We start from the raw sequence: 26,148 nt of genomic DNA, 5'->3' as shown, positions 1-26,148 counted from the left end.
CTCCGGCCGGTTCCGACGGGCGTACGCTCAACAGTACGAGCCGACGGAACCGACCGGAGGAGCGAGAACATGACCACCATGGCCGCACCGTCCGCCTTCGACGTCCGGGCCCTGCGCGAGGGCATCGAACGCGCCGACGCCGGGGCCCTGCTGGCGCTCTACGCGGACGACGCCGAACTGCGCGTGGTCGACCGCAAGACCCAGCCCAGCCACCCGCTGGTGATGCACGGGCGGGACGAGATCGGCGCGATGCTGGACGACCTCTACGCCCGCGAGATGAGCCACACCCTGGAACAGGTGGTGGTCCAGGAGGACCGCCTCGCCTTCCTGGAGTCCTGCCGCTACCCGGACGGGGTCCGGGTGCTGGTCAGCTCCACCGCCGAGCTTCGCGACGGCCGGATCGCCGACCAGACCTCCGTCCAGGTCTGGGACGAGAACGAACCCGCCCAGTAGGCTCGGAACATGATCCGCACCGCCCTCCCCTCCGACGTCCCCGTCATCCACGCCATGATCCGCGAGCTCGCGGAGTACGAGAAGGCCGCCCACGAGGCGGTCGCCACCGAGGAGCAGCTGCACGGCGCGCTGTTCGGCACCGACCCCGCGCTGTTCGGCCTGATCGCCGAGGACGACACCACCGGCGAGCCGGTCGGCTTCGCGCTCTGGTTCCTCAACTACTCGACCTGGCGCGGCACCCACGGGGTCTACCTGGAGGACCTGTACGTCCGCCCGACCTCCCGCGGCGGCGGCCACGGCAAGGCGCTGCTGCTGGAGCTGGCCCGGATCGCCGTCGAGCGCGGCTACTCCCGGATGGAGTGGTCGGTGCTGGACTGGAACACCCCCTCGATCAACTTCTACAAGTCGCTCGGCGCCGTGCCGATGGACGGCTGGACCGTCTACCGCCTGACCGGGGACGCGCTCACCGCCGCCGGCACCCGCTGAGACCGGCGCGCGGACGGCGCGCGCCGGAGGCGTACGGGGACGGCGTCCGAACCACTGCCACCCTGTGTCGCGATGCCTTACCATGAGTGACTCCCGCACCGGGGCAGGAACGCGGTAACGTCTCGGGCGGACGGCGGCGTCCGGCCGCCCCCTGAGGGGTATGACCGGAACGTACCGCACCACCCCTCTGGACAGTTGGGGCGAAGCAGTTGAGCCAAGCAACAGACAGTGCCGCGGCCACCGGCCCGGAAGCACAGCGCGTCACCCAGGAGGTGAGGGTGTCCCAGATCGACGGCGAGCCCGGAGTCCAGGACTTCGTGGAGGTCCGGCTGCCCGCGGCCGGGGCCTACCTCTCGGTCCTGCGGACGGCCACGGCCGGCCTCGCGGCCCGGCTGGACTTCACGCTGGACGAGATCGAGGACCTGCGCATCGCGGTCGACGAGGCCTGCGCCATCCTCCTCCAGCAGGCCGTCCCCGGCTCGGTCCTCTCCTGCGAGTTCCGGCTGGTCGGCGACTCCCTGAAGGTGATCGTCTCGGCACCCACCACCGACGGCCGGGCGCCCGAGCGGGACACCTTCGCCTGGACGGTGCTCTCCGCGCTCGCCGGCGAGGTCGAATCGGCGGTCGCCGAGGACAGGACCGTGTCGATCAGCCTGCACAAGAAGCGCGGCGGCACCACCGCCCACTAGGTCCGCCGCGGCAGCGCGGCAGCAGCACCGAACAAGGGCCGTCCGCCCGGCACCACCGGGCCGGACGGACGGCTCCCGGTACCGCCCCCACCCGGCGGTACGACCAACGAGACGAACCGGGGCCGGCGGTCCCGGTGCTCCCGGAACGGAACGGGGGAATGGCCGTGAGTGATCTGGACCGTACCGGCCTCGCGACGGCGGGCCCTGCCGTACCGACCCAGGCGAGCGTTCCCGGCCTCGCCGCCAACGACGAAGCGCACCCGAAGGACGCCCACCGGATGAGCCAGCCGACCGAGCCGACGCCGCAGCCGTCGCCCGATCAGTCGCCCCCGCCCGTGCCGCCGGCCGCGGACCTCCCGGACACCGGCCGCCCGGACGACGGGCCGGACGGCGACGGCCTGGACACCGAGCCGGCCGAAGGGGGCGCCGACAACGCCACCGAGAACACCGGGAGCACCGCCGAGGCGGCGCGGACCCTGCGCGCGGCGGTGCCCGCCCAGGGCCCGCAGCGCACCGGCGCGCCGGACCGCGAGGCGGCCCGGGCCCTGTTCGTCCGGCTCTCCGCGCTGCCCGAGGGCTCCCCGGAGCGCGTCGAGCTGCGCAACCAGCTGGTGCGGATGCACATCCCGCTGGTCGAGCACCTGGCCCGGCGGTTCCGCAACCGGGGCGAGCCGCTGGACGACCTGACCCAGGTCGCCACCATCGGGCTGATCAAGTCGGTGGACCGGTTCGACCACGAGCGCGGGGTCGAGTTCTCCACCTACGCGACACCGACCATCGTCGGCGAGATCAAGCGGCACTTCCGGGACAAGGGCTGGGCGGTCCGGGTGCCGCGCCGGCTCCAGGAGCTGCGGCTGTCGCTGACCACGGCGACCAGCGAACTCTCCCAGCGGCACGGCCGCTCCCCCACGGTGCACGAGCTGGCCGAGCACCTGGGGATCTCCGAGGAGGACGTCCTGGAGGGCCTGGAGTCCGCCAACGCGTACTCCACGCTGTCGCTGGACGTACCGGACAGCGACGACGAGTCGCCGGCCGTCGCGGACACCCTGGGCGCCACCGACGAGGCGCTGGAGGGCGTCGAGTACCGCGAGTCGCTCAAGCCGCTGCTCGCCCAACTTCCGCCCCGCGAGCAGAAGATCCTGGTGCTGCGGTTCTTCCGGAACATGACGCAGTCGCAGATCGCCGCCGAGGTGGGCATCTCGCAGATGCACGTCTCCCGGCTGCTCGCCCGGACCCTGGCGCAGCTGCGGGAGAAGCTCCTGGTCGAGGAGTAGGGCGCCCCGGCGGGCGCAGACGACTGACGGCCGCCCAGTGGCGGCCGTCGGGTCGTACGGATGCGGTGGCAGGCGGCGGTCCGCCGCGCTCAGGCCTCGTGCGGAGCGTAGAGGGCCGCCGTCGCCTTCGGGCTGAGCAGCGCGCCGATGCCGACCAGGCCGAGCAGGCCGATGCCCACGCCGACCGGGACCATCGCCCCGCCGCTCTGCCACATGTAGTAGGCCACCGGCAGGCAGATCGAGTTGGTCAGCACCGCGGGGCTGCGGCCCCAGCGGCGGGTCCTGAGCAGCGCCCGGGCGGCCAGCAGCGGCGCCACGCCGAGCAGCACGATCACCAGCCCGCCGAACTCGTTCAGGGCGAGCTGCTTGGACTGGCCGGACAGCGCGGCGACCATGTCCCAGACGCCGACGACGGCCAGCGCGGCGCCCTCCACGGCGGTGATGGCGGCGCCCAGGGTGAGGGCGGCCGGCCGGTCGGCGCCGGACGCGGGTACGGGTGCGGAGGATTCTGCGGTCACTCCAGCAGGGTAGCCGCCGGTTGGTCCGTACCGCCCCGTAGGCTGGGCCCATGCGCGCTCTCCTGGTCGTCAATCCGAAAGCGACCACCACCAGCGGTCGCACCAGGGACGTCCTGATCCACGCCCTGCGCAGCGACCTCAAGCTGGAGGTGGCGCAGACCGAGTACCGCGGCCACGCGCGCGACCTGGCCCGGGAGGCGGCGGAGGACGGCACGGTCGACCTGGTGGTGGCGCTGGGCGGGGACGGCACCGTCAACGAGGTGGTCAACGGGCTGCTCTCGCACGGCCCGGGCGACAAGGTCCCGCGGCTGGCCGTGGTCCCCGGCGGCTCGACCAACGTGTTCGCCCGCGCGCTGGGCCTGCCGAACGACCCGGTGGAGGCGACCGGCGCGCTGCTGGACGCGCTGGAGCACCGGCGCGAGCGCGGGATCGGGCTCGGCAAGGCGATGACCGAGGGGCTGCCGGACCGCTGGTTCACCTTCACCGCCGGCCTGGGCTTCGACGCCGGAGTGGTCGGCCGGGTCGAGGAGCAGCGCCGGGCGGGGCGCAAGTCCACGCACGCGCTCTACGTCACCCAGGCGCTGCGCCACTTCGTCACCCAGCGTGAACAGCGCAGGTCGGGCCCGGTCTCGCTGACCATGGCGGGCCGTGAGCCGGTGCCCGGGCTGGTGCTGGCGATAGTCAGCAACACCTCGCCGTGGACGTTCTTGGGCAACCGCCCCGTCTATCCCTCCCCGCGGGCCTCCTTCGACTCGGATCTCGACGTCTTCGGCATCACCCGGATGACCGCGTTCGGCACTGCTCGAACGGTCCGTCAGATCCTGCGGTCGCACGGCCCTTCGAGCGACGGCGGCGCCCAGTCCGGCCCTTCCGGCAAGCACGTCGTCTCCTATCACGACGTCCGCCACTTCACCTTGGTTTCGGAGGAACCCGTCCCGTTCCAGGTCGACGGGGACCACCTTGGATCCAGGAGTCGCGTCAGTTTCACAGGCGTACGGCGGGCACTGCGTGTGATTGTGTGACTAGAAGGGCCCTTCCTCCTTCTTCTCGAACGCACAAGCCCCCTTCACTCCATAGAAGTACCGGCTGTGAGCTAGGCGACACCGAAGAATCCAAAATTCCTCCCTGAAGGGGGTTGTATCCGGGCCCGAGGTTTGCGAACCTCTACATGGCGATCGGGACACATCGCAGCGACGGCAACCCTCGAAACCTGGGGGGCCGACCGCGGGGTGTCCCTCGAATCGCGCGAATCCCCCCCAGCACAGACCTCCCGGGCCCGATGGGCCTTTGGTCTCTTTTGCTGTTGCGGGATTCGTGAAAGCGTTCACATTCACAAGGACCATCGATGTGCCGACCGGGCAACCCCCGCCGGCAGGAGGAGTTGGACGACCATGGACTGGCGCCACCGCGCTGTCTGCCGCGAAGAGGACCCGGAGCTGTTCTTCCCGATCGGGAACACCGGTCCTGCTCTGCTGCAGATCGAGGAAGCCAAGGCCGTGTGCCGCCGCTGTCCGGTCATGGAGCAGTGCCTCCAGTGGGCCCTCGAGACCGGCCAGGACGCCGGCGTCTGGGGCGGCATGAGCGAGGACGAGCGCCGCGCCATGAAGCGCCGTGCCGCCCGCAACCGCGCCCGCACCGCCTGATCACACGCCGTAGTACCAGCAGTAACCACAGCACCGATCAACACATGATCACAGGCTTCGCCTGCACCTCCTGGTGAAGCCTTCCGTACAAAGGGCCTTGCTCGACGAGGTCCCGCGACACCGGCCCGCCCAGCCACTTGATACTGTTCACTTAGAGCAATATTGTGGAGCTGTGGCGCTCACCGTGTGCAACGCACCGGTTGGTGTCGCACCACCCAGAGCCCCCGTTCCGGCCGACTCCCCCCGACGGCCGGAACGGGTTGAGAGGCCCTGTCGACCCACCCCCCCCGGTCGACAGGGCCTCGTTTCTGTTTCCCGGCCGGGTTCTCCACCCGTGCGGCGGAGGTGCAGGAGCACGCGACCGGCGCCCACGCCGGACGCGCGCCCCCTGCGCACCTCAGCGCGCTTCAGCACACCTCAGCGCACCGGGATCTCCAGGACCACCTTGGTGCCGCCGTTCGGGCCGGCCACCATGTCGAAGGTTCCGCCGAGTTCCCCGGTGGCCAGGGTCCGCACGATCTGCAGCCCGAGGTTGCCCGCCTGCTGCGGGTCGAAGCCCTCCGGCATGCCCTTGCCGTCGTCCTGCACCGTGATCAGCAGGTACTCCTCCGGCCGGGCCCCGCCGGTCCAGCTGTCCGACCAGCCCATGCCGGTGGCCGGCGCCCGTCCGCGCAGCGCGCTCACCTCCAGGTTGCCGGAGGCGGTCGGGCCGAAGGCGTGCTCCAGCGCGTTCTGCAGCAGCTCGGTCAGCACCATCGCCAGCGGGGTGGCCACCTCGGCCGACAGGATCCCGAAGCTGCCGCTGCGCCGGGTCGCCACCCGGCCGTCCTGGGACAGCTCCATCACCATGGCCAGCACCCGGTCGGCGATCTCGTCGAAGGCCACCTGCTCGTCCAGCGCCTGAGAGAGCGTCTCGTGCACGATCGCGATCGAGCCGACCCGGCGCACCGCCTCGTCCAGGGCGGCACGGCCGGATTCCGACTCCATCCGGCGGGACTGCAGGCGCAGCAGCGCGGCGACGGTCTGCAGGTTGTTCTTCACCCGGTGGTGGATCTCCCGGATGGTGGCGTCCTTGGTCATCAGCTCGCGGTCGCGCCGGCGCAGCTCGGTGACGTCGCGGCAGAGCACCAGGGAACCGGTCAGGGTGCCCTTGGGCTTGAGCGGGATGGCCCGCAGGGTGACCACGCCGCCCTGGGCCTCGATCTCGGTCTGCCGGGGGGCCCAGCCGCTGGCCAGCTTCACCAGCGCCTCGTGCACGGCGGCCCGGGAGGGCGGGGCGAGGTCGGCGGTGGTCCGGCCGAGGTGGCTGCCGACCAGGTCGGTGGTGAGGCCGAGCCGGTGGTAGGCGGAGAGCGCGTTGGGGCTGGCGTAGGTGACGGTGCCGTCGGCGTCCAGGCGGATGAGGCCGTCGCCGACCCGCGGCGCGGCGTCCATGTCGGCCTGCTCGACGCCGGGGTAGGGGAAGGTGCCGGCGGCGATCATCTGGGCGAGGTCGGAGGCGCTCTGCAGGTAGGTGAGTTCCAGCCGGCTGGGGGTGCGCACGGTCAGCAGGTTGGTGTTGCGGGCGATCACGCCGAGCACCTTGCCCTCGCGCCGCACCGGGATGGACTCGACCCGGACCGGCACCTCCTCGCGCCACTCCGGGTCGCCCTCGCGCACGATCCGCCCCTCGTCGTAGGCGGCGTCCAGCAGCGGGCGGCGGCCGCGCGGGACGAGGTGGCCGACCATGTCGTCCTGGTAGGAGGTGGGGCCGGTGTTGGGGCGCATCTGGGCCACCGAGACGTACCGGATGCCGTCCCAGGTGGGGATCCAGAGCACGAGGTCGGCGAAGGACAGGTCGGAGAGCAGCTGCCACTCCGAGACCAGCATGTGCAGCCACTCCACATCGGCACCGGTCAGGGTGGTGTGGCGGCGGACGAGTTCGTTCAGCGAGGGCACAGGGCGAGCGTAGCCCCAGGGGGGCGCGGCCGGGCCCCGCGCACCCCGTCGACCTGCGCCGCCGGGCCCCCCCAGGTTGTCCAGACCAATTTTCGGAGAGGCCTGGACAAGCCAGATTGGTCTAGTCCACAATGAAAGGGCACCAAGGAGAGGCACCCGCGCAACTGCCCTGACCGCGCGAGGCCCCTCCTCGGTCGGACGCCGCCGAACGAGGACCCCGCACAGTTCTCGATCGTCACCGGCGACCGACGACAGCTCCGGGCTGCGGTGCCGCATGGGTTGAGGGTCCCGTGTCGGCGCCGTGGCCCGTAGTGTTTTCCGGACTTTCTTCCCGCGCCCCGCCGAGGGGCCGGAAAGGCCCGAGCCCCCGTCCACAGGCTGTGGACGGGGGCTCGGGCCTTTCGGCGGACCCGCGTCAGTGGGTCTCGGTGACCTTGGCGAGCGCGCGCGGGGCGTCCGGGTCCTGGCCGCGGGCGATGGTGACCTCGTAGGCCAGCAGCTGCAGCGGCAGGATCTCCAGGATCGGCTGCACCTCCTCGGGCACACCGGCCGGCAGCGCGAAGCCCGCCGAGGCGGCCTCGACCTGCGACTGCTGGCCGACCACGACCAGGTCGGCGCCACGGCCGCGCAGGCGGTCCAGCACCGGCTGAAGGGCCTCGCCGCCCTTGCCGTCCGGGACGATCGCGATGACCGGGGAGACGTTGTCGACCATGGCCAGCGGGCCGTGCAGCAGGTCGGCGCCGGAGAACGGGGAGGCCGGGATGTAGGTGGTCTCCATCAGCTTCAGCGCCGCCTCGCGGGCGGTCGGGTAGCCGTAGCCGCGCGAGGTGATGACCAGGCGCTGGGCGAAGCGGTAGCGCTCGGCCAGGGCCTTGACCTCGTCCTGGCGGGCCAGGATGCCGGCGGCCAGCCCGGGCAGGACCTTGGCGGCCGCGCCGTCGCCACCGCGCAGGCCCTCGACGAGCAGGTACAGCGCGAGCAGCTCGGCGGTGTAGGTCTTGGTGGCGGGCAGCGCCTTCTCCGGCCCGGCCAGCACGTCGATGTGGAACTCGGAGACCTCGGCCAGCGGCGAGCCGGCGTTGTTGGTGACCGCCAGGGTGATGGCACCGGCCTCGCGGGCCGCCTTGGTGGAGGCGACGAGGTCCGGCGAGCCGCCCGACTGGCTGACGGTGATCACCAGCACGTCGGTCAGGTCCGGCTTGGCCCCGTAGGCGGTGGTGGTGGACATCGAGGTCAGGCCGGCCGGCTTGCCCAGCAGGATCTCGATCAGGTACTTGGCGTACAGCGCGGCGTTGTCCGAGGTACCGCGCGCGGTCAGGAGGACGAACCGCGGCTTGCGGGCGGCGATCCGGGACGCGATCTCGAAGATCTTGGGGGCGCCCTCGTCAAGGATGCGCTGCAGGACGGCCGGCTGCTCGGCCATCTCCGCCGCCATGATCCGGCCAGGGACGGTCTGCGTGTCGGACATCGTGGGTGTGCCTCCGATGAGATGGTTCCACCCCGACCGGACGGGAATGCCCGGCGGGGACCTCTACGGCGGCGAGTCCGCACACTCGCTGCGATGAATGCTGCCGCAATCCTACGGGGGCCGCCCGCCCGGAGCACATCCGAGGAGGCGGTCACGGCAGGTCCCGGCGGCCCGGCGTGCTCGGAGCCCCTCCCGGCGGTGCGGGGAGGGGCTCCGGCGTCCGGGGCGGCGGCGGCTCAGCCCGCCTTGTTGATGAGCTGGTCGATGGCGGCGTCCGCCTCCTTGGTGGCCTGGTCCACCGGCTTGCCCTTGAGGATGGCGGTCAGCATGTCGGGCAGGACCTTCTGCTTCTCCACCAGGCCCCAGCCGGGGGCCAGCGGGGTGAACCAGGCGTCCGGCACCGCGTTGGCCGCGGCGGCGGTGCTCGGCTTGTTCTTCAGCGGGTTCAGCTGGGTGAGGTTGTTGGGCAGGATGTCCTTGTCGGCCAGCGCCTGCTCGGACTTGGCGCTGGTGAACATCCGGACCCAGTCGGTGGCCAGGGCCGCCGTGGGCGACTTGGCGGTGACGGCGAGGGCCGAGCCGCCGATGAAGGTCGGCAGCGGCTTGCCGCCCGGGCCGGGCATGGTGGCGACCTTGACCGCGTCCTTGAGGCTCGGGTCACCGGTGACCGGCGCGACGACGCTGGACGCCTCGTAGCCGTTGCCGTAGAAGGACGCCGCGTGGCCGCGGGCCATCGCCTCGTACTGGTTCTGCTCGTTCAGCGACTGGTCGCCCTTGTTGTACTTGCGCACCAGGTCGACGAAGTGGTTGATGCCCTGCTGGGACTTGGGGTCGCTCAGGGTGCCGTGCCAGCTGCCGCCGCTGTCGAAGCGGGCGATGGCGCCGCCGTACGCGGACACGTAGCTCATCGCCGCGTACCAGTACTGGCCGGGCAGGTAGAGCGAGGAGAAGGTCCGGTCGGCCTTGTTCTTGTCCGCGATCTTGTCGAGCGCCGCACGCAGCTCGTCCTCGGTCTTCGGGAAGTCGGCACTGCCGGTGGCCTGCTGGAAGGCCGCCGAGTTGTAGATGGCGACCCGGGCGCCCGCGTAGTAGGGCACGCACCAGAGCTTGTCCTGGTAGGTGCAGGTGTTGGCGAGCGCCTTGATCCAGGTGTCGGAGTTGTCGAAGGTGGTGCGCTCCACCGGCGCCAGCGCGCCGGAGAGCACGTACTTCATGGTCTCGGTGTTGCCGAGCTCGACCACGTCCGGGGCGGCGCCGTCGGCGATCGCCTTGTCGAGCTTGGCCACCTTGTCGGCCCAGCCCTGGTAGGCGAGCTTGAGGGTCACGTTCGGGTACTTGGCGGCGAAGTCGTCGTTGACCCGCTGGACGAGGTCGGGCCAGTTCTTCTGGGCGTCGTCCATCAGCCAGACCGTGACGGTGCCGGTCGCGGCCTGCGGGTCCGCCGAGGCGGTCTTGTCGCCGCCCGACGCCGAGCCGCCCGAGGAACACGCCGTCAGTCCGGCGGCCAGCGCCATGATGCCGACCGTCGCCATGAACCGACGCTTTCTCACGCCATCCTCCGAGGGTGTTTTAGAGCTGGTGCCCGCCGGCGGCGCGCCGGCGCCCGACGGGACGGTGTCCGGGGAGGGCGGCGAAGAGCTTAGGGGTGGGCCAATACCACATCCGGCGAAATTGAAATTCGAACCGGATGGACTGGACTCTGGCCTAGACCACAGTTGGTGTCAACGCCAAATGGCCTGGCGGCCACGGCCGTTGCAGACCTGTTGTACCGCGTGGCGATCAGTCGCACGACGGTCACCCTAGGTAGAACTTAAGGCTGCCTTAAGGATGATTTGAGGGAACATCGTCAGACTGCGAAGTCGCAGGTCACGGGGCGTCGAACGAGCGGAAAACAGAACGGGCCCGCCATGCGACATGCGCATGGCGGGCCCGTTGCCGCAGGTGCCCCGGCACCCGGCGGCACGATCCGACGCGGCCTCAGCCGATCGCCCCCGACTGGCCGGTGAGCACCTCGACGGCGGCCAGCCCGCAGACCCGGGCCGCGCCGTGGGTGGCGATGTACAGCGCGCCGACCGGCTCGGACTGCGGCAGGCCCATCTCGACCACCGCGGCGTCCGGACGGGCCGCCAGCAGCCGGTTCAGCCCGGCCGACATCCACTCGTGGCGGTGGGCGTCGCGGACCGCCAGCACCAGGCGGCGGTCGGCGGCCCCGGCCAGCACCTCGGACACCACGGCATCCAGCACCGCGGCCTCGGCGATCTCCGGGCCGATGGCGCGGGTGCGGGTGCCCGGGAAGCGGTCGGCCAGCATGCCGGCCACGCCCCACGGGGTGACGTCGCCGACGGCGATGTTCGGCTCGGCGGAGAACGAGGCCACGAACGGGCGCTCGGTCACCGGCAGGACCTCCTGACCCGGCGCGCGGACCACCCGCAGCGCCCGGCGGGCCGCCCGCAGGCCGACCGCGAGGTCCGCCTCCGGCCGCTCGCCCTGGGCCGCGATCCGGGCCCAGCTGCCCAGCGAGCGCACCCGGGCGGCCGCGTCGGCGAGCCGCTCCTCCGGGAGCCGGCCGGACTGCACGCCCGCCACGATGGCGTCGCGCAGCATCAGCACGGTGTCCTCGTCGGCCAGGCCGCCGCCCACGCAGATCGCGTCCGCGCCGGCCGCCAGGGCCAGCACGGTGCCCTCGCCCATGCCGAAGGTGTCGGCGATGGCGCCCATCTCGATCGCGTCGCTGACGATCAGGCCCTGGTAGCCGAGGCCGCCCTGCTCGGGGGCCGCGCGCAGCAGGTCGCGCAGCACGGCGGGGCTGAGCGTGGCGGGCAGCTTGGGGTCGAGCGCCGGAACCATGATGTGGGCCGTCATCACGGCCTTGGTCCCGGCGGCGATCGCGGCCCGGAAGGGCACCAGGTCGCGCGAGCTCAGCACGTCCAGGTCGACGTCGATCACCGGCAGGCCGATGTGCGAGTCGACGGCGGTGTCGCCGTGGCCCGGGAAGTGCTTGGAGCAGGCCGCGACGCCGGCCGACTGCAGGCCCTCCACCCAGGCGGCGGTGTGCCGGGCGCACAGCTCCGGGTCGGCGCCGAAGGAGCGCACGCCGATGACCGGGTTGCGCGGGTTGGAGTTGACGTCGGCGGTCGGCGCCCAGTTGTAGTTGACGCCGGCGGCGGCCAGCGCGCGGCCCAGCTCACGGGCGACGTCGCGGGTCAGCGCGGGGTCGTCGATGGCGCCGAGGGCGAGGTTGCCCGGCCAGGACGAGCCGGAGCCCGCTTCCAGCCGGGTGACGTCACCGGACTCCTCGTCGATGGCGATCAGCAGGTCGGGGTTCTCGGCCCGCAGCGCGGAGGTGAGCGCGGCCAGCTGGCCGAGGTCGGCCACGTTGCGGTCGAACAGGGCGACCGAGCCGAGGCCGGCCGCCAGGTGGCGGCGCAGCCACTCCGGCGGCTCGGTGCCGACGAAGCCGGGCTGCAGGACGGTCAGCGCGTCGCGATGGAGCTGGTCGGAGGCCGGGAGGGTGGGGACGAGGATGCTCACGGGGGATCAGCCCTTCACGGCGCCGTCGGTGAGGCCACCGACCGCCTTGCGCTGCAGGAAGACGAACAGGACCAGCACCGGGATGGCGAACATCGTGGACGCCGCCATGGTGGCACCCCAGTCGTTGCCGAAGGCCGTCTTGAAGGAGGACAGCCACAGCGGGAGGGTCTGGCCCTGCTCCTTGTTGAGGATCAGGACGAGCGGGAACTCGTTCCACGCGGTGATGAAGCCGAACAGCGAGGTCGACATCAGACCGGGGGCCAGCAGCGGGAAGATCACCTTCACGAAGGCCTGGGTGCGGGTGCAGCCGTCCACCATGGCCGACTCCTCCAGCTCCTTGGGCACCGCGGCGATGAAGCTGCGCAGGGTCCAGATCGTGAAGGGCAGCACCATCATCATGTAGAAGAGGGTCAGCGGCACCAGGCTGTTCAGCAGCTCGTTGTCGCGCGAGATCATGTAGACCGCGATGGTCATGACCTCCCACGGCGCCATCTGCGCGGCCATCACGACCAGGACGAAGGCCTTGCGGCCGCGGAAGCGCATCCGGGCGATGGCGAAGGAGGCGAGCGTCGCGATCACCAGCGAGGCCAGCACGGCACCGACGGTGACGGTGAAGCTGTTGCCGACGTACGTCCAGAAGTTCTTGGCGTTGACCGCGGTGACGTAGTGGTCGAGCGTCCCGTTGAACGGGATGAAGACCGGCGTCTTGCTGATGATGTCGCCGTCCTTCTTGAAGGACGTCGCGACCATCCAGTAGACGGGGAAGATGAAGAAGACGAAGAGGACGACCGCGATGACGTTCGGCCAGCTGCGTCCGATGAGCGAGCGCCTCACAGCTCGTCCTCCTGCTTGAGCATGATGCGGAAGTAGTACGCCATCAGGGCGACCAGCATCAGGATGGTGAGCACGGCGATCGCGGAGCCGACGCCGTAGTGCTGGCCCGAGGAGCCCTCCAGGAAGGCGTGCACGGGCAGGTTCCGGGTCAGGTTCTCGGGCCCGCCGGCGTTGATCGCGTAGACCTGGGTGAAGGCCTTGAACACCCAGATGACCTCGAGGAAGGTGGTGGCCAGGAAGAAGGGCTTCAGGCTGGGGAAGACCACCGAGCCGAAGATCTTGAAGGCGCCGGCGCCGTCCATCCGGGCGGCCTCGTACAGCTCCTTCGGGATCGTGGTCAGGCCCGCGTACATGTTGAACGCGACGAACGGGATCGACTGCCAGACGATCAGCAGGATGATCACGAAGTAGGTCGAGTACTGGTCGCTCATCCAGTTGTAGTTGGCCATCGAGTGCCAACCGAACTTGTCGAGGAACCAGTTGACGACGCCCCACTGCTGGTCGAACAACCAGGTGTAGACGGTGGTCGCGGCGACCACCGGCATGGCCCAGGCCATCAGCAGCCCGACCGAGAGCACCAGGCGCATCCACTTGCCGAGGCGGTTGAGCAGCAGGCCGACCAGGGTGCCGCCGGCCATGATCAGCACGACGTTCACCAGGGTGAAGGCGACCGTGCGCCCGGTGACCGCCCAGAAGTCCGGGTCGGTCAGCTGCTCCTTGTAGTTGTCGAAGCCGTTCCACTCGGTCAGGTGCATCACGAGCTGGCGCCTGTTGAGGTTCTGGAACGACAGCAGGACCGTCTTCAGGAGCGGCCAGCCCAGCAGGGCCAGCGTCGCCACGGTGGCCGGCAGCAGCAGCAGGTAGGGGGCGGCCTTGGCGCCGAAGCTCCGGCCGTCCGCCGATCTGGCACTCTTCTTCGGGGTGCCGTTGGCGCCGCCACCAACGGCGCTCGTCTCGATACTGGCCACAGCAGCCTTCCCTGAATCCGGAGACTGTGTGTGCACCCGCTCGGAATGCACAGCCATCGTTCTCACTTCCTCATAACCCGACCACGACGGACAGGCGCCGCCCACCGGCCCCCCGCCGGGAGCCGGTGAGCGACGCCGCTCGATTGCTTACTGCTTCTGGTTGAGCCGCTTCGCGATCTCGTCGTCGTACTTCTTCGCGGTGGCCGCGTAGTCGCCGCCCTGCAGGGCCGCGGTCAGGAACTCCTTGATCGGGTTCGGCTTGTCCTCGACGCTGGCCCAGTTCGGGGTGTTCGGGGTGATGGCACCCTGCTTCGAGGCCGGCACGGCGGCCTTCGCGAAGTCACCGGCGACCTGGCTGCTCAGCGACTCCTTGTTCGGGATGTTGCCGGCGGCCGCGACCAGACCCTCGTTCTTGTCGTTGAGGGCGACCTTCAGGAAGTCCTTGGCCATGTCGGTGTTCTTGCTGTTCTGGGCGATGGCCAGGTTCGAGCCACCGAGGAACACACCGGACGCCTTGTCAGCGGTCTTGCCCGGGAGCGGGAAGAAGCCGATCTTGCTGGCCGACAGCTCCTCCTCCTTCGGCAGCTCCCAGCCGAGGCCGATCATGGTGCCGACGTTGCCCTTGGCGAAGACGTCCTTCTGCTGCGGGGTGGCCTCGTCCTTGTCCTTCGGGGCCTTCGAGTAGCTCTGCAGCTTCTGGTAGGTCTCGAAGGCCTTCTTCGCCTCGGGCGAGGACAGGCCGCCGACCCACTTGTCGCCTTCCTTCTTCGCGATCTTGCCACCCTCGCTGGTGAGCAGACCGAAGTAGACGTACCACTCCTGGCCCGGCATGTAGATCGCGTCGTCGACGCCGGCGGTGGTCTTGAGCTTGTCCAGGTCGCCGTAGAACTCCTCGAGGGTCTTCGGCGCGTCCTTCAGGCCGGCCGCGGCCCAGAGGTCCTTGTTGTAGGCGACCACGCGGTTGGAGACCCACCACGGGGCGGCGTACTGCTTGCCGTCGAGGACGGCGGCCTCGTTCTGGTTGGCGGCCCAGTCGCTGCCCCCCAGGTACGCCTTGTCCTTGGTGATGTCGAGCAGGCCGCCCGAGGCCGCGTAGCCCGCGGTCTGGGTGTTACCGACCTCGACCACGTCGACCGAGCCCTCGGAGAGCGCGGCGGTGATCTTCTGGCCGATGCCGTCCCACACCTGCTCCTGGAAGTCGATCTTCGACCCCGGGTAGGTCGACTCGAACTCGGCCTTGACGGAGTCGGTCCAGCCCTTGGGGGCCGAGCCGGTCATGAGCCAGACCTTGAGCGTCTTGCCGTTGTAGTCCTTCTTGCCCGAGGAGGCCGCGGTCGAGCTGCCCGAGTCGCCGCCCTCCTTCTTGGCGTCCGAGCCACAGGCCGCGAGACCAACAACCATGGCCGCGACGCCGACCGCCGCGATGAGCTGACGCTTCACGCCATCCTCCTGAGGGATGCCTGGTTACCCCCGTCGGGTGGCAGCGGCATACCCACGCGAAGTGGGAGGAATGGTGCCGCGGACTCCAGCGAACGGGTGGGGGGATTCATAGTGACCGGCCTAGTGGTGTAGACCAGATGCCTGGAGCTTGGCCTAGACCAATGGGCCTGTCAACGGCTGTTCGGCCGATCCGGACCACCCGTTATCAAGCCGACACCGCACATCGTTCATCGCGTGATGAGGTATTCGTTCCGTAGCCATACATGCAACGATGTGAGCCGTTAATGATGTGGTGGGGCTTCGCGAGAGCTCTGCGAGAAGCGGGAGACAGGTCCGATGAGCAGCGACGGGGGCAGCACGGCCCAGGTCAACGACCCCCTGGTGAAGAATCCCGCTCCTCAGAGCGGCGTGGACCCGACCGCCCGGGTACCGAAGTACTACGGCCTCAAGCGTCACCTGCTGCAGCTCACCGAGACCCAGCCCGCCGGCACCCCGGTTCCTCCCGAACGGGCGCTGGCCGCGCAGTTCGACACCTCCCGCACCACCGTCCGGCAGGCCCTGCAGGAGCTGGTCGTCGAGGGCCGACTGGAGCGCATCCAGGGCAAGGGCACCTTCGTCGCCAAGCCCAAGGTGGCCCAGGCCCTCCAGCTCACCTCCTACACCGAGGACATGCGCGCCCAGGGCCTGGAGCCCACCTCCCGGCTGATCGAGATCGGCTACATCTCCGCCGACGACCGGCTGGCCCCGCTGCTGGACATCAAGCCCGGCGGCCGGGTGCTGCGGATCGAGCGCCTGCGGCTGGCCAACGGCGACCCGATGGCCATCGAGGTGGCCCACCTGTCCGCCAAGCGCTTCCCCGCCCTGCGCCGCAACCTGGCCAAGCACAACTCGCTCTACACCGCCCTGCGCGAGGTCTACGGGGTGACCGTGGCCGAGGCCGAGGAGACCATCGAGACCACCCTCGCCGACCCCCGCGAGGCCGGTCTGCTCGGCTCCGACCTCGGCCTGCCGATGCTCCAGCTCTCCCGGCACTCCTTCGACCCGGACGGCGACCCGGTCGAGTGGGTGCGCTCCATCTACCGCGGCGACCGGTACAAGTTCATCACCCGCCTCAAGCGGCCGGAGTAGTCCGGCCCGGCGCCCGCGCACGTCCGGGCCCCGGCGCGCACCCCCTGCGCGCCGGGGCCCGTCGCGTTTCCCCGGCGCGCGGGAAGCCCGGATGGCGGGAAGTTGTCGTGAATCCGGTGACACGGATCACGTGATGCTCTAGATTCCGCATCCGTACTGACTGCCGATCACCAGTGGTGCTGCTCGGCGGACCAACGGGGGCGTGCGGCTTCCCGGGGGTTGCGGCGCCGGCGAGGTGAACCCTCCGAAGCGGAGCCGAACCATGTCGTCAGACCTCACCGACCGATCTGTCATGCCCGAGCCAGAGGAGCCGGACGAGCCCGGGGGCCCCGGCCTCCCGGCGGTCACCCCCGAGCGGGTGCTGGCCGGCCTCGCCCTGCTGGTGCCGGTCGTCGCACTGCTCTGGGTGGGCTCGTACGACAAGCCCGACCCCGAAGTGGGCGGCGTCCCCTTCTTCTACTGGTACCAGCTGCTCTGGGTGCCGGTCTCGGCCGTCTTCACGGTCGCCGCCTACCTGCTGGTCAACCGGGACGAGAAGGCCCGCCGGGCCGCCCGGGCGGCCCGGAAGGCGGGTGGCGCCCGATGAACGGGGTCAACGTGCCCGCGCTGGCGGTGTTCGTCCTCTTCTTCCTGCTGGTCACCGTGATGGGCTTCCTCGCCTCCCGGTGGCGGCGCGCCGACAACGCGCTCCACCTCGACGAGTGGGGCCTCGGCGGGCGCAGCTTCGGGACCTGGATCACCTGGTTCCTGCTCGGCGGCGACCTCTACACCGCGTACACCTTCGTCGCCGTGCCCGCCGCCGTCTACGCGACCGGCGCCGCGGGCTTCTTCGCCGTCCCCTACACGATCATCGCCTACCCGCTGGTCTTCCTCTTCCTCCCCCGGCTCTGGTCGGTCTCCCGGGTGCACGGCTACGTCACCCCCGCGGACTTCGTGCGCGGGCGCTACGGCTCCCGGCCGCTGTCCCTGATGGTCGCGCTGACCGGCATCCTCGCCACCATGCCGTACATCGCGCTCCAGCTGGTCGGCATCCAGGCGGTGCTGGACGTGCTGGGCGTCGGCGGCGGCGAGAACGCCAACTGGTTCGTCAAGGACCTGCCGCTGTTCATCGCCTTCGGCGTGCTCGCCGCGTACACCTACTCCTCGGGGCTGCGGGCGCCGGCGCTGATCGCCTTCGTCAAGGACGCCCTGGTCTACGTGGTGATCATCGTCGCGGTGATCTACATCCCGATCCGGCTCGGCGGCTACGGCCACATCTTCGACGCGGTCGGCGAGAAGTTCGCCGCCCCCAGGTCGGCCGGCTCGCTCACCGTGCCGGAGAACAAGCAGTGGACGTACGCGACGCTGGCGCTCGGCTCGGCGATGGCGCTGTTCATGTACCCGCACTCGGTGACCGGTGTGCTGGCCAGCAGGTCCCGCAACACGGTGCGGCGGAACATGGCGATCATGCCCGCGTACTCGCTGATGCTGGGGCTGCTGGCGCTGCTCGGCTACATGGCCGTCGCGGCCGGGGTCGGCAAGGGCGACAAGGACTTCAACACCCAGCTCTCGGTGCCGCAGCTGTTCGAGGACATGTTCCCCGACTGGTTCACCGGCGTCGCCTTCGCGGCGATCGGCATCGGCGCGCTCGTCCCGGCGGCGATCATGTCCATCGCGGCGGCGAACCTGTTCACCCGCAACGTCTACAAGGAGTACCTGAAGCCCTCCGCCACCCCGGCCGACGAGACCCGGATCGCCAAGCTGGTCTCGCTGCTGGTGAAGGTCGGCGCACTGGTCTTCGTGCTCGGCATGGACAAGCAGGCGGCGATCAACCTCCAGCTGCTCGGCGGCCTGTGGATCCTGCAGACCTTCGTCTCGATCGTCGGCGGCCTGTTCACCCGCTGGTTCCACCACTGGGCGCTGCTCGCCGGCTGGGCGGCCGGCATGGTCTACGGCACCTGGAAGGCGTACGGGATCGCCACCCCCAAGACCAGGCACTTCGGCGGGAACGCCGCCGAGATCCCCGGCATCGGCGAGATCGGCTACATCGGGCTCACCGCCTTCGTGCTCAACCTGCTGGTCTCGGTGGCGCTCACCCTGGTGCTGCGCGCCGCCAAGGCGCCGGACGGGCCGGACGAGACCCGGCCGGGCGACTACAGCGCCGAGGGCGGCGAGGAGGAGCCCCTGGACGCGCCGGAGCCCGTGGCAGCGCACTGATACGCCCCGCGCGCCCTGTGGTCGCGCCGTCTCCTCGGTCAACACTGGAGGGGGCGGCGCGATCATATGTATGAACAGCCGGATGCATGGGGCACCACACTCAGGGCACCAACCAGACCGGACCGGCAACCGGCCGGCAACTGATCGACCCACGGGGAGCGGCGGCAATGGCAGAACTCGGTACCACCCTCAACGGCCAGCACCACACCGACGGACGGCACCGGCCCGTCCCGCACCGGACCGCGGGCGCCGCCGCGGCCACCGCGGTCACCGGGCCGCCGCCCGTCCCCTCCGTCCTGATCGCCACCCGCCACGGGGAGTCCACCGCCAACGTCGAGTTCCAGCTCGCCGAGGCGGCCGGCGCGCTCAGCGTGCCGATCAGCAGCCGGGACGCGGACATCCCGCTCTCCCTGCACGGCCAGCAGCAGGCCCACGCGCTCGGCCGCTGGTGGGCCGCCCTGCCCAGCGCCGACCGGCCGCGCAGCGTCTGGTGCTCGCCCTACGTGCGCACCGCCGAGACCGCCCGGATCGCCCTCGCCCAGGCCGCCGGCCTCGGCGCCGTCCCGGTCTCGCTCGCCGTGCGCTACGACGAACGGCTGCGCGACCGCGAGCTCGGCGTCCTGGAGATGCTGCCCAAGGCCGCCATCGAGCACGACCACCCCGAGGAGGCGGCCCGGCGCCGGAAGATGGGCGAGCTGTACTACCGCCCGCCCGGCGGCGAGTCCTGGGCCGACGTGGCGCTGCGGGTGCGCAGCGTGCTGCGCGACATCTGCGCGGAGGAGGCCGGGCGGCCGGTGCTGCTGGTCGCGCACGACTGCACGGTGCTCATGCTCCGGTACGTGCTGGACCGGCTCACCGAGGAGCAGCTGACCGCACTGGAGCCGGTGCGCAACTGCTCCGCGAGCGTCTGGCGGGCCGAGGGCGGCCGGCTGCGCCCGGACCGCTGGAACCAGACCGGGCACCTGGAGGACGCGGGCTGAGCCCCCTTCCCCCGCCCTAGACCCGGACGGCGACCTCGGCCGCGGGCTCGGCGAAGCAGCGGCGGTAGGCCAGCGGGGTGGTGCCCAGCCGGCGGCCGAAGTGGTGGCGCAGGGTGGCCGCGTTGCCGAAGCCGCAGCGGGCGGCGATGGCGTCCACCGGCTCGGTGGTCGACTCCAGCAGCCGCTGGGCGAGCAGCAGCCGCTGCCCGATCAGCCAGCGGTGCGGGGTGGTGCCGGTCTCCTGGTGGAAGCGCCGGGCGAAGGTGCGCGGCGACATGTGGACCCGGGCGGCCAACTGCTCGACGGTCGACTCCTCGTCCAGGTGGTGGCGCATCCAGTCGAGCAGCGGGGCGAGCGAGTCGCCACCGCCCTCCGGCAGCGGCCGGTGCACGAACTGGGCCTGGCCGCCCTCCCGGTGCGGCGCCACCACCATCCGGCGGGCGATCGCCCGGGCCACCTCGGCGCCCTGCACCTTGCGCACCAGGTGCAGGCAGGCGTCGATGCCGGCCGCGGTACCGGCGGAGGTGATCACCGGGTCGTCGTCCACGTAGAGGACGTCCGGCTCGACGGTGGTCCCCGGATGGCGGGCGGCCAACTCGGCGGTGTACCGCCAGTGCGTGGTGGCCCGGCGGCCGTCCAGCAGGCCGGCGGCGCCGAGCACGAAGGCGCCGCTGCAGATGGACAGCACCCGGGCGCCGCGCTCGACGGTCGCCCGCAGCGCGTCCAGCAGCGGGGCCGGGTACTCGCCGCTCATCGAGGAGGCGGTGACCACCACCAGGTCGGCGGCGGCGAGCCGTTCGGGCCCGTGCGGGACGTCGACGGCGAAGCCGGCGTGGGTGCGGTGCGGGCCCGGGCGGGCGCCCGCGAGCGCGAAGTCGTAGGCGGGCAGCCCGTCGTCGCTCCGGTCCAGCCCGAACACCTCGCAGGCGACCCCGAGTTCGAAGGGGTGGACGTCCTCCATGACGACGGCCACGACGTTCTTCAGCATGCTGCCAGGGTAACCCGCCCGCTGGCAGTTTTTCGATGCAATCGGGCATTCCTGCCACTCGCCGCCCCCCGCCGCCTCCAGGAGGGTGGAGCCATGGATTCCGACACGCTCGCCAGCGCACTCGCCCTGCTCGGGGCCGTCGGCGGGTTCGGCCTGCTCGGCGCCCTGATCGGACGCGAGGTGGCCCGGCAGAGGGCCACCGGACGCGACAACTGGCACCGTCCGGGCGGCTACCCCGACGACCCCGCCCTGCCCGACCGGCTCTACGGCACCCTGCCCGCCGCCTCGCTCCGCCCGGCCGCCGACCCCGCCACCGCCGTTGCCGCCGCGGCCGTCTCCGCCACCGTTCCCGCCCCCGAAGCGGAGGCCCGCACCCCGCTCAGCACCGTGCCCCGGGATTCCGGCACACTGGCCCGATGGACATCGTCATCCGCCCGGCCCGCACCGAGGAGTTCGAGGAAGCCGGCCGCATAACCGCGCAGGCCTTCGTCGACGACGGCTTCACCTCGCCCGAGGGCGAGTACGTGCACCGGCTGCGCGACGCGGCCGCCCGGGCCGCCGAGGCCGAACTCCTCGTCGCGGTGGACGCGGCCGACGGGACCGTCCTCGGCACCGTCACCTTCGCGGTCGGCGGCACCACCTGGGCGGACATCGCCACCCCCGAGGAGGGCGAGATCCGGATGCTCGCCACCGCCCCGGCCGCCCGCGGGCGGGGCGCCGGCGAGGCCCTGGTGCGTGCCGCGCTCACCCGCAGCCGCGAGCTCGGCCTGGCCGGCATGGCGTTCTCCACCCAGCCGGGGATGACCACGGCGCACCGGATCTACGAGCGGGTCGGCTTCCGCCGCGCCCCGGAGCGCGACTGGTCGCCGATCCCGGGCGTCGACCTGATGGTCTACAGCATGGTCTTCTGAGCAGTCGTCAGGCTCCTCGACCACCGCCCCGGAGCCCAAGGACGCGATCCGCCAGCGGATATGACGATCGCATTTTGCTGACTGCTAGGATCCGCCGCATGACGACGGGGAGCACGCCGGCTGGCTGGTACGACGATCCTTCCGGACAGCCCGGCACGGAGCGCTGGTGGGACGGATCCGCGTGGAGCGGCCGCACCCGGCCGACCGCCGGGACCGACGCCACCGTGACGGCCGGGACCGCCGGCAGCGTCCCGAACCACGGCGCCCCGGGCGCCTTCGGCCCCGCCCCCTCGGTCACCGCGACGCCCACCGTGACCGCGCCCGCCGCCCCGGCCGCGCCGCGGCCCTTCACCCCGACCTCCGTGGTCTTCGAGACCGTCGAGCCCAACAGCACCCGCCGCCGGGTGCTGATCGGCGTCGGCGCCGTGGTGCTGTCCGTGGTCATGGCCGGCGGCGGCTACGTCGTCGGCAACCGCACCGCCGACAAGACCGGAGCCGCCCCCTCGGCCGGCGGTACCGCGAGCCCGACCGCCACCGCCGACCCGAAGAGCCCCAACGGCTTCATGGGAACCGCCCTGACCGGTGGTCAGCAACTGCCCGGCGGGAAGCCGGTGACCGGCCAGGAATCGAAGATGAACTTCATGCTGCCGGCCGACTGGCAGGTCCAGAGCGACGCCAAGAACCCCACCGACGTGCGCTACGCGGTCTCCCCGTACGCCTGCGTCGGCCACGGCAGCGGCGCCTGCACCCGCGGCCTGGTCGTGCAGAACCTCCGGGTGTTCAACGGCGGCTGGTCCGACCCGAAGTCCATGGTCCTCGGCATGGGCCAACTGCTGTACAACACCCGCTTCGGCTCCGACGCGCCCACGCCGCCAGAGCCCGTCAAGCAGTCCACCGTCAAGATCCAGGGCATGGAGGGCTATCTGGCGCTCTGGCACGTGCCGATGTCCAGCGGCTCCTCGACCCCCGACTCCTACTGCGGCGTCCTGGAGGTGACCCCGGCGGCCGGGGCCACCACCGTGCCCGTGCTGCAGATCTGCCTGGACCAATCCTCCGAGGCCCCGGCGCTCGCGCTGATGGACCAGATCGCCAACTCGGTGAAGATCACCCCCTGATCCGGGAACAACCGGACGAACGGCATCCGGCTGTTGCCCCCGCCCCCGATGATCCGTCACCGGGGTGTGCCCGTATGCTCACTAGCGGCCACGGGCCCGCCGCCCACACGGCGGGCACCACGGAACGCACGGGCCAGGACGAGGACGACAACAGCCGCCCCGGTACAACGGGCGGCCCACAACGGGGGACGGGCTGGTGGACGCCACCGACGAACGGACGACGCACGCCGCCGGCCGGCGCGGACGAGGACGCCACAGCCGGCTCCTCCCCGAAGCCCCGCACAAGCGGCGTGCCACCCGCAGCCAGTCCCGCAACGCCGCGGCCCGGCGGGCCTACCTGGCCTGCGCCGACACCACCGGGCCGCTGCAGGACGGCGAGGGCGTCGAGACGGTCCGCTACCGCACCGTCTCCTCACCCGGTGTCAAGACTGCGCTGACGCTGCTGGTCGCGCTCAACGCAGCGGCCGGCCTGGTGTTCGTCGGCTGGCTGCTGCTGCCCTCGCACATACCCGGGCCGGGCGTCGGCTGGTCCACCGACTGGCGGATCAACGTCGCCCGGATCTGCTTCTGCGCCGTGGTGGCCGTCGAACTGGTGCGACTGGTCCAGAACCTCGCGGTCTGGGTGTTCGCCTTCCGCGCCCAGGACCCGGTTCCGCTCGCCCCGCAGCCCGGCCTCAAGGTCGCGATGCTCACCACGATCGTGCCGTCCAAGGAGCCGATCGAGATCGTCGAGCGGACCCTCGCGGCGATGCTGGAGGTCGACTACGACGGCACGGTCGACGTCTGGATCCTCGACGAGGGCGACGACGACCGGGTCAAGGCCATGGCCGCCCGGCTGGGCGTGCACCACTTCAGCCGCAAGGGGCGCCCCGAGTACAACCAGGCCGAGGGCGAGTTCCGGGCCCGGACCAAGTCCGGCAACCACAACTCCTGGCGGGCCGAGCACGAGCACAAGTACGACGTGGTGGCCCAGATGGATCCCGACCACGTCCCCCTGCGGTGCTTCCTGGAACGCACCCTCGGCTACTTCCGCGCCCCCGACACCGCCTTCGTCGTCGCCCCCCAGGTGTACGGCAACATGTACGACAACTGGGTCGCGCACGGTGCCTCCGTGCAGCAGTACCTCTTCTCCGGCCTGGTCGAACGCGGCGGCAACGGCATGGACGCCCCGCTGCTGATCGGCACCAACCACCTCTACCGGCCCGCCGCCTGGCGGCAGATCGGCGGCTACCAGGACTCGATCATCGAGGACCACCTCACCAGCATGCGGGTGCAGGCCACCGAGAACCCGGCCACGGGCCGCCATTGGAAGGGCGTCTACACCCCGGACGTGCTCGCCGTCGGCGAGGGCCCGACCTCCTGGACCGACTACTTCAACCAGCAGAAGCGCTGGGCGTTCGGGATCTGGGAGATCCTGCTCAAGACCCGGCTACGCAGGGGCATCCAGCTTCGGCTGCGCCAGCGGGTGCTGTACGGGCTGGTGCAGTTCTACTACCCGAGCGTGGCCGCGACGACCGTGCTGGGCAGCCTCGCCACCGCCGTCTACCTGGCCTGCGGGGTCACCTCCATCAAGCTCGACACCGTGCTCTGGACCTCGCTGTGGGGCGCCAGCATGGGCAGTTGGTTCCTGCTCTGGCTGTGGCTGCGCCGCTTCAACCTGGCCGCCCACGAGCGGCGCGAGATCGGCATGGCCGGCATGGGCCTGGCCCTGTTCGCCGGGCCGGTGTACGTCGCCGCCGCCGTCGCCGCGCTGCTGCGCCGCCCGCTCGCCTACGCGGTGACCGCCAAGGGCGACCTGCGCAGCGCCGAGCGACTGTCGACCTTCCGGTTGCACCTGCTCTGGGCCACCGTCGCCGCCGGGCTGCTCGGCGCGAGCTTCGCCCTGCACCACGACATCTGGCTGCTCCGGTTCTGGGCCGGTCTCAGCATGTTCACCGGCATCGCGCCCCCGGTCATCTCCTTCGTCAGCGCGCGCCGGACCGCCCGGGCCGAGCGGCAGGCCACGGCCGGGATACCCGCCCCGCGCCACCCGGACACCGCCGTGGCCGCCGCGGCGACGCACGACACGAGGACGGCCGACACGGACACCGGAACGAACGGCACCGGGGCGGTTCCTGGGCCGGAGCCGGCGGAACTGCGGGAACCCGCCCCGGCCGGCAGCGGCCGGAAGGGCGGCCGCTGATGCTGCGGATCACCGTGCCCCGGATCATCGGCCTGCTCGCGCTCGCGCTGATGGTCGGCTACACCTTCGTGGTGGCGCCGAAGTACAACGCCCGCAACGCGCCCGCCCCGTACGCCTTCGCCGGCACCGCGCCGACCGCGATGCCGGACTGGCTGGTCGCCGCGCTGGCCTCGCCGGACCCGGCCCCCGCGCCGACCGCCGCCCCGACCACCGCCGCGGGCGACCCCTCCGGCACCCCGGCCGGCGCGCCCGCCGTCACCACGCCGGCGGGCGGCGACGGCACCGGCGCCACCCCGGCCCCGGCCGAACCGGCACCGGCCCAGTTCCCGGCGGCCGGCGGCGCCTTCATGGGCATCATGACCAAGGCCGGCCCCTACGACCTCGGCCCGGTCGAGGAGTTCGCCGCTGCCGTGCAGCACCGCCCGAACGTGCTGGAGTTCTCCGTCGGATGGTGGGACAGGCAGTTCGACCGCCGGATCTTCGACTCCGTGGCCGAGCGCGGCATCATGCCGATGGTCGCCTGGGAGCCCTGGGACTTCCACAAGGAGTCCAAGGTCGACAAGCTCCGCGGCGAGCAGCCCGACTACGCGCTGAGCCGCATCATCGGCGGCGAGTTCGACGCCTACATCGAGCGATGGGCGGAGGGCGTCAAGAACCTCGGCTACCCGATCGCGCTGCGTTTCGCCCACGAGATGAACGGCTACTGGTACCCGTGGGCCGAGCAGGCCAACGGCAACCGCCGGGGCCAGTACGTCCAGGCCTGGAAGCACGTCCACGACCTCTTCCGGCAGGCCGGCGCCGACAAGGTGCTCTGGGTGTGGAGCCCGAACATCGACTACGAGAACGCCACCCCGCTGGACTCGCTCTACCCCGGTGACGACTACGTCGACTGGATCGGACTGTCCGGCTACTACGGCACCGTCGGCCTGGAGAAGTACGCCTCATTCGACGAGATCTTCGAACCGACGCTGCGCAAGCTCCGGGCCTTCAGCCAGAAGCCCGTGGTCATCACCGAGACCGCGGCCACCGACAGCTCCGGCCAGAAGGCCCGCTGGATCACCGAGATGTTCACCCAGCTCCCCCAGCACCCCGACATCATCGGCCTGATCTGGTACGAGGCCGTCAAGGAGGTCGACTGGCGGGTCACCGCGTCCGCCGCGTCCGCCGCGGCGTACGCCGCCGGGGTCTCCGCTCCCCGGTACGCAGGGCAGTGGACCGTCCGCTCGCAGCCGCTCAGGGCGGTCCAATCGACGGCCCCGCCATCGGCCCCGCCATCGCCGTCCGCCTCACCCTCCCCGAGTACCACGCCCACCACCGGCACCAGGCCGTCCAGCTCGGTCGGCCCGGCCAAGAAGCCGACCGCCACCAAACCCCGGACGACCACGCCGGCCGACGCCGGATAGCCT

At 71.4% G+C, this 26,148-nt stretch carries 24 protein-coding genes; 15 read left to right on the top strand and 9 right to left on the bottom strand.

What is annotated here, in order from left to right:
- Window positions 1-69: 69 nt before the first annotated feature.
- From ACFU9E_RS03255 to ACFU9E_RS03240, 4 genes are all read left to right on the top strand, one after another.
- A complete protein-coding gene (locus ACFU9E_RS03255) occupies window positions 70-453 on the top strand; it encodes a nuclear transport factor 2 family protein (RefSeq protein ID WP_380686294.1) in 384 nt (127 codons plus the stop codon).
- 9 nt (window positions 454-462) lie between these two features.
- Window positions 463-939, top strand: coding sequence for a GNAT family N-acetyltransferase (locus ACFU9E_RS03250; protein WP_380686296.1), 477 nt, complete (start codon window positions 463-465; stop codon window positions 937-939).
- A 278-nt stretch (window positions 940-1,217) separates the two neighbouring features.
- Window positions 1,218-1,628, top strand: coding sequence for an anti-sigma regulatory factor (locus ACFU9E_RS03245; RefSeq protein ID WP_380686298.1), 411 nt, complete (start codon window positions 1,218-1,220; stop codon window positions 1,626-1,628).
- A 164-nt stretch (window positions 1,629-1,792) separates the two neighbouring features.
- Window positions 1,793-2,902, top strand: coding sequence for an RNA polymerase sigma factor SigF (locus tag ACFU9E_RS03240; RefSeq protein ID WP_380686300.1), 1,110 nt, complete (start codon window positions 1,793-1,795; stop codon window positions 2,900-2,902).
- Window positions 2,903-2,991: 89 nt separating this feature from the next.
- Here the strand turns inward: ACFU9E_RS03240 and ACFU9E_RS03235 are convergent, their stop codons facing one another.
- Window positions 2,992-3,420 (bottom strand): hypothetical protein, encoded by a 429-nt coding sequence (locus ACFU9E_RS03235; RefSeq protein WP_380686301.1) that lies wholly within the window; start codon window positions 3,418-3,420, stop codon window positions 2,992-2,994.
- Window positions 3,421-3,470: 50 nt separating this feature from the next.
- On the opposite strand from ACFU9E_RS03235, the gene ACFU9E_RS03230 reads away from it, so the two are divergent.
- Together ACFU9E_RS03230 and ACFU9E_RS03225 are read left to right on the top strand one after the other, a co-directional pair.
- A complete protein-coding gene (locus ACFU9E_RS03230; RefSeq protein WP_380686303.1) occupies window positions 3,471-4,442 on the top strand; it encodes a diacylglycerol/lipid kinase family protein in 972 nt (323 codons plus the stop codon).
- A 369-nt stretch (window positions 4,443-4,811) separates the two neighbouring features.
- Entirely contained in the window at window positions 4,812-5,063 is a 252-nt protein-coding gene (locus tag ACFU9E_RS03225) for a WhiB family transcriptional regulator (RefSeq protein WP_014138019.1), read from the top strand.
- 417 nt (window positions 5,064-5,480) lie between these two features.
- Here the strand turns inward: ACFU9E_RS03225 and ACFU9E_RS03220 are convergent, their stop codons facing one another.
- From ACFU9E_RS03220 to ACFU9E_RS03190, 7 genes are all read right to left on the bottom strand, one after another.
- On the bottom strand, window positions 5,481-7,001 hold the full coding sequence (locus tag ACFU9E_RS03220; protein WP_380690116.1) for a sensor histidine kinase: 1,521 nt from the start codon (window positions 6,999-7,001) through the stop codon (window positions 5,481-5,483).
- Between the two features lie 415 nt (window positions 7,002-7,416).
- A complete protein-coding gene (locus ACFU9E_RS03215; RefSeq protein ID WP_380689727.1) occupies window positions 7,417-8,469 on the bottom strand; it encodes an SIS domain-containing protein in 1,053 nt (350 codons plus the stop codon).
- 236 nt (window positions 8,470-8,705) lie between these two features.
- A complete protein-coding gene (locus ACFU9E_RS03210) occupies window positions 8,706-10,001 on the bottom strand; it encodes an extracellular solute-binding protein (RefSeq protein WP_380689729.1) in 1,296 nt (431 codons plus the stop codon).
- Window positions 10,002-10,446: 445 nt separating this feature from the next.
- Window positions 10,447-12,000 carry a glycoside hydrolase family 3 protein gene (locus ACFU9E_RS03205; RefSeq protein ID WP_380687944.1) on the bottom strand — a complete coding sequence of 518 codons (1,554 nt, stop codon included), beginning with the start codon at window positions 11,998-12,000 and terminating at the stop codon, window positions 10,447-10,449.
- A 6-nt stretch (window positions 12,001-12,006) separates the two neighbouring features.
- Window positions 12,007-12,834, bottom strand: coding sequence for a carbohydrate ABC transporter permease (locus tag ACFU9E_RS03200; protein ID WP_380687946.1), 828 nt, complete (start codon window positions 12,832-12,834; stop codon window positions 12,007-12,009).
- Window positions 12,831-13,859: a carbohydrate ABC transporter permease gene (locus ACFU9E_RS03195; RefSeq protein WP_380687948.1), complete on the bottom strand. Its 1,029-nt coding sequence runs from the start codon at window positions 13,857-13,859 to the stop codon at window positions 12,831-12,833. The genes ACFU9E_RS03200 and ACFU9E_RS03195 overlap by 4 nt, the downstream gene beginning before the upstream one ends.
- A gap of 90 nt (window positions 13,860-13,949) precedes the next feature.
- The gene (locus ACFU9E_RS03190; RefSeq protein ID WP_380687950.1) at window positions 13,950-15,242 is read right to left on the bottom strand and encodes an extracellular solute-binding protein; all 1,293 of its coding nucleotides are present in this window, start codon (window positions 15,240-15,242) and stop codon (window positions 13,950-13,952) included.
- A 336-nt stretch (window positions 15,243-15,578) separates the two neighbouring features.
- Between ACFU9E_RS03190 and ACFU9E_RS03185 the strand changes: the two genes are divergently transcribed.
- The 4 genes from ACFU9E_RS03185 (at window position 15,579) to ACFU9E_RS03170 (ending at window position 19,546) form a co-directional block, all read left to right on the top strand.
- On the top strand, window positions 15,579-16,370 hold the full coding sequence (locus ACFU9E_RS03185) for a GntR family transcriptional regulator (RefSeq protein ID WP_380687952.1): 792 nt from the start codon (window positions 15,579-15,581) through the stop codon (window positions 16,368-16,370).
- Between the two features lie 292 nt (window positions 16,371-16,662).
- The gene (locus ACFU9E_RS03180; protein ID WP_380681835.1) at window positions 16,663-16,956 is read left to right on the top strand and encodes a DUF3311 domain-containing protein; all 294 of its coding nucleotides are present in this window, start codon (window positions 16,663-16,665) and stop codon (window positions 16,954-16,956) included.
- Window positions 16,953-18,566, top strand: a complete 1,614-nt coding sequence (gene mctP, locus ACFU9E_RS03175) for a monocarboxylate uptake permease MctP (protein WP_380681836.1) — start codon at window positions 16,953-16,955, stop codon at window positions 18,564-18,566. Before ACFU9E_RS03180 ends, mctP begins: the two co-directional genes overlap by 4 nt.
- A gap of 167 nt (window positions 18,567-18,733) precedes the next feature.
- On the top strand, window positions 18,734-19,546 hold the full coding sequence (locus ACFU9E_RS03170) for a histidine phosphatase family protein (RefSeq protein WP_380681837.1): 813 nt from the start codon (window positions 18,734-18,736) through the stop codon (window positions 19,544-19,546).
- Window positions 19,547-19,562: 16 nt separating this feature from the next.
- Here the strand turns inward: ACFU9E_RS03170 and ACFU9E_RS03165 are convergent, their stop codons facing one another.
- Window positions 19,563-20,534 (bottom strand): helix-turn-helix domain-containing protein, encoded by a 972-nt coding sequence (locus ACFU9E_RS03165; protein WP_380681838.1) that lies wholly within the window; start codon window positions 20,532-20,534, stop codon window positions 19,563-19,565.
- Window positions 20,535-20,627: 93 nt separating this feature from the next.
- Between ACFU9E_RS03165 and ACFU9E_RS03160 the strand changes: the two genes are divergently transcribed.
- The 5 genes from ACFU9E_RS03160 (at window position 20,628) to ACFU9E_RS03140 (ending at window position 26,145) form a co-directional block, all read left to right on the top strand.
- Entirely contained in the window at window positions 20,628-21,008 is a 381-nt protein-coding gene (locus ACFU9E_RS03160; protein ID WP_380681839.1) for a hypothetical protein, read from the top strand.
- Entirely contained in the window at window positions 20,951-21,445 is a 495-nt protein-coding gene (locus ACFU9E_RS03155; protein ID WP_380681840.1) for a GNAT family N-acetyltransferase, read from the top strand. Before ACFU9E_RS03160 ends, ACFU9E_RS03155 begins: the two co-directional genes overlap by 58 nt.
- 98 nt (window positions 21,446-21,543) lie before the next feature.
- A complete protein-coding gene (locus tag ACFU9E_RS03150) occupies window positions 21,544-22,560 on the top strand; it encodes a DUF2510 domain-containing protein (protein WP_380681841.1) in 1,017 nt (338 codons plus the stop codon).
- Between the two features lie 196 nt (window positions 22,561-22,756).
- Complete coding sequence (locus ACFU9E_RS03145; protein WP_380681843.1) at window positions 22,757-24,742, top strand: glycosyltransferase family 2 protein; 1,986 nt, start codon at window positions 22,757-22,759, stop codon at window positions 24,740-24,742.
- Window positions 24,742-26,145: a glycoside hydrolase family 26 protein gene (locus ACFU9E_RS03140; protein WP_380681845.1), complete on the top strand. Its 1,404-nt coding sequence runs from the start codon at window positions 24,742-24,744 to the stop codon at window positions 26,143-26,145. Before ACFU9E_RS03145 ends, ACFU9E_RS03140 begins: the two co-directional genes overlap by 1 nt.
- Window positions 26,146-26,148 lie beyond the last annotated feature (3 nt).

This window comes from Kitasatospora sp. NPDC057595 (assembly GCF_042800875.1).
In the GTDB taxonomy this organism is placed as follows: Bacteria; Actinomycetota; Actinomycetes; order Streptomycetales; family Streptomycetaceae; genus Kitasatospora.
Note: the sequence above shows the minus strand (reverse complement) of the source record. Positions and strands in the feature narration are given on the sequence as shown.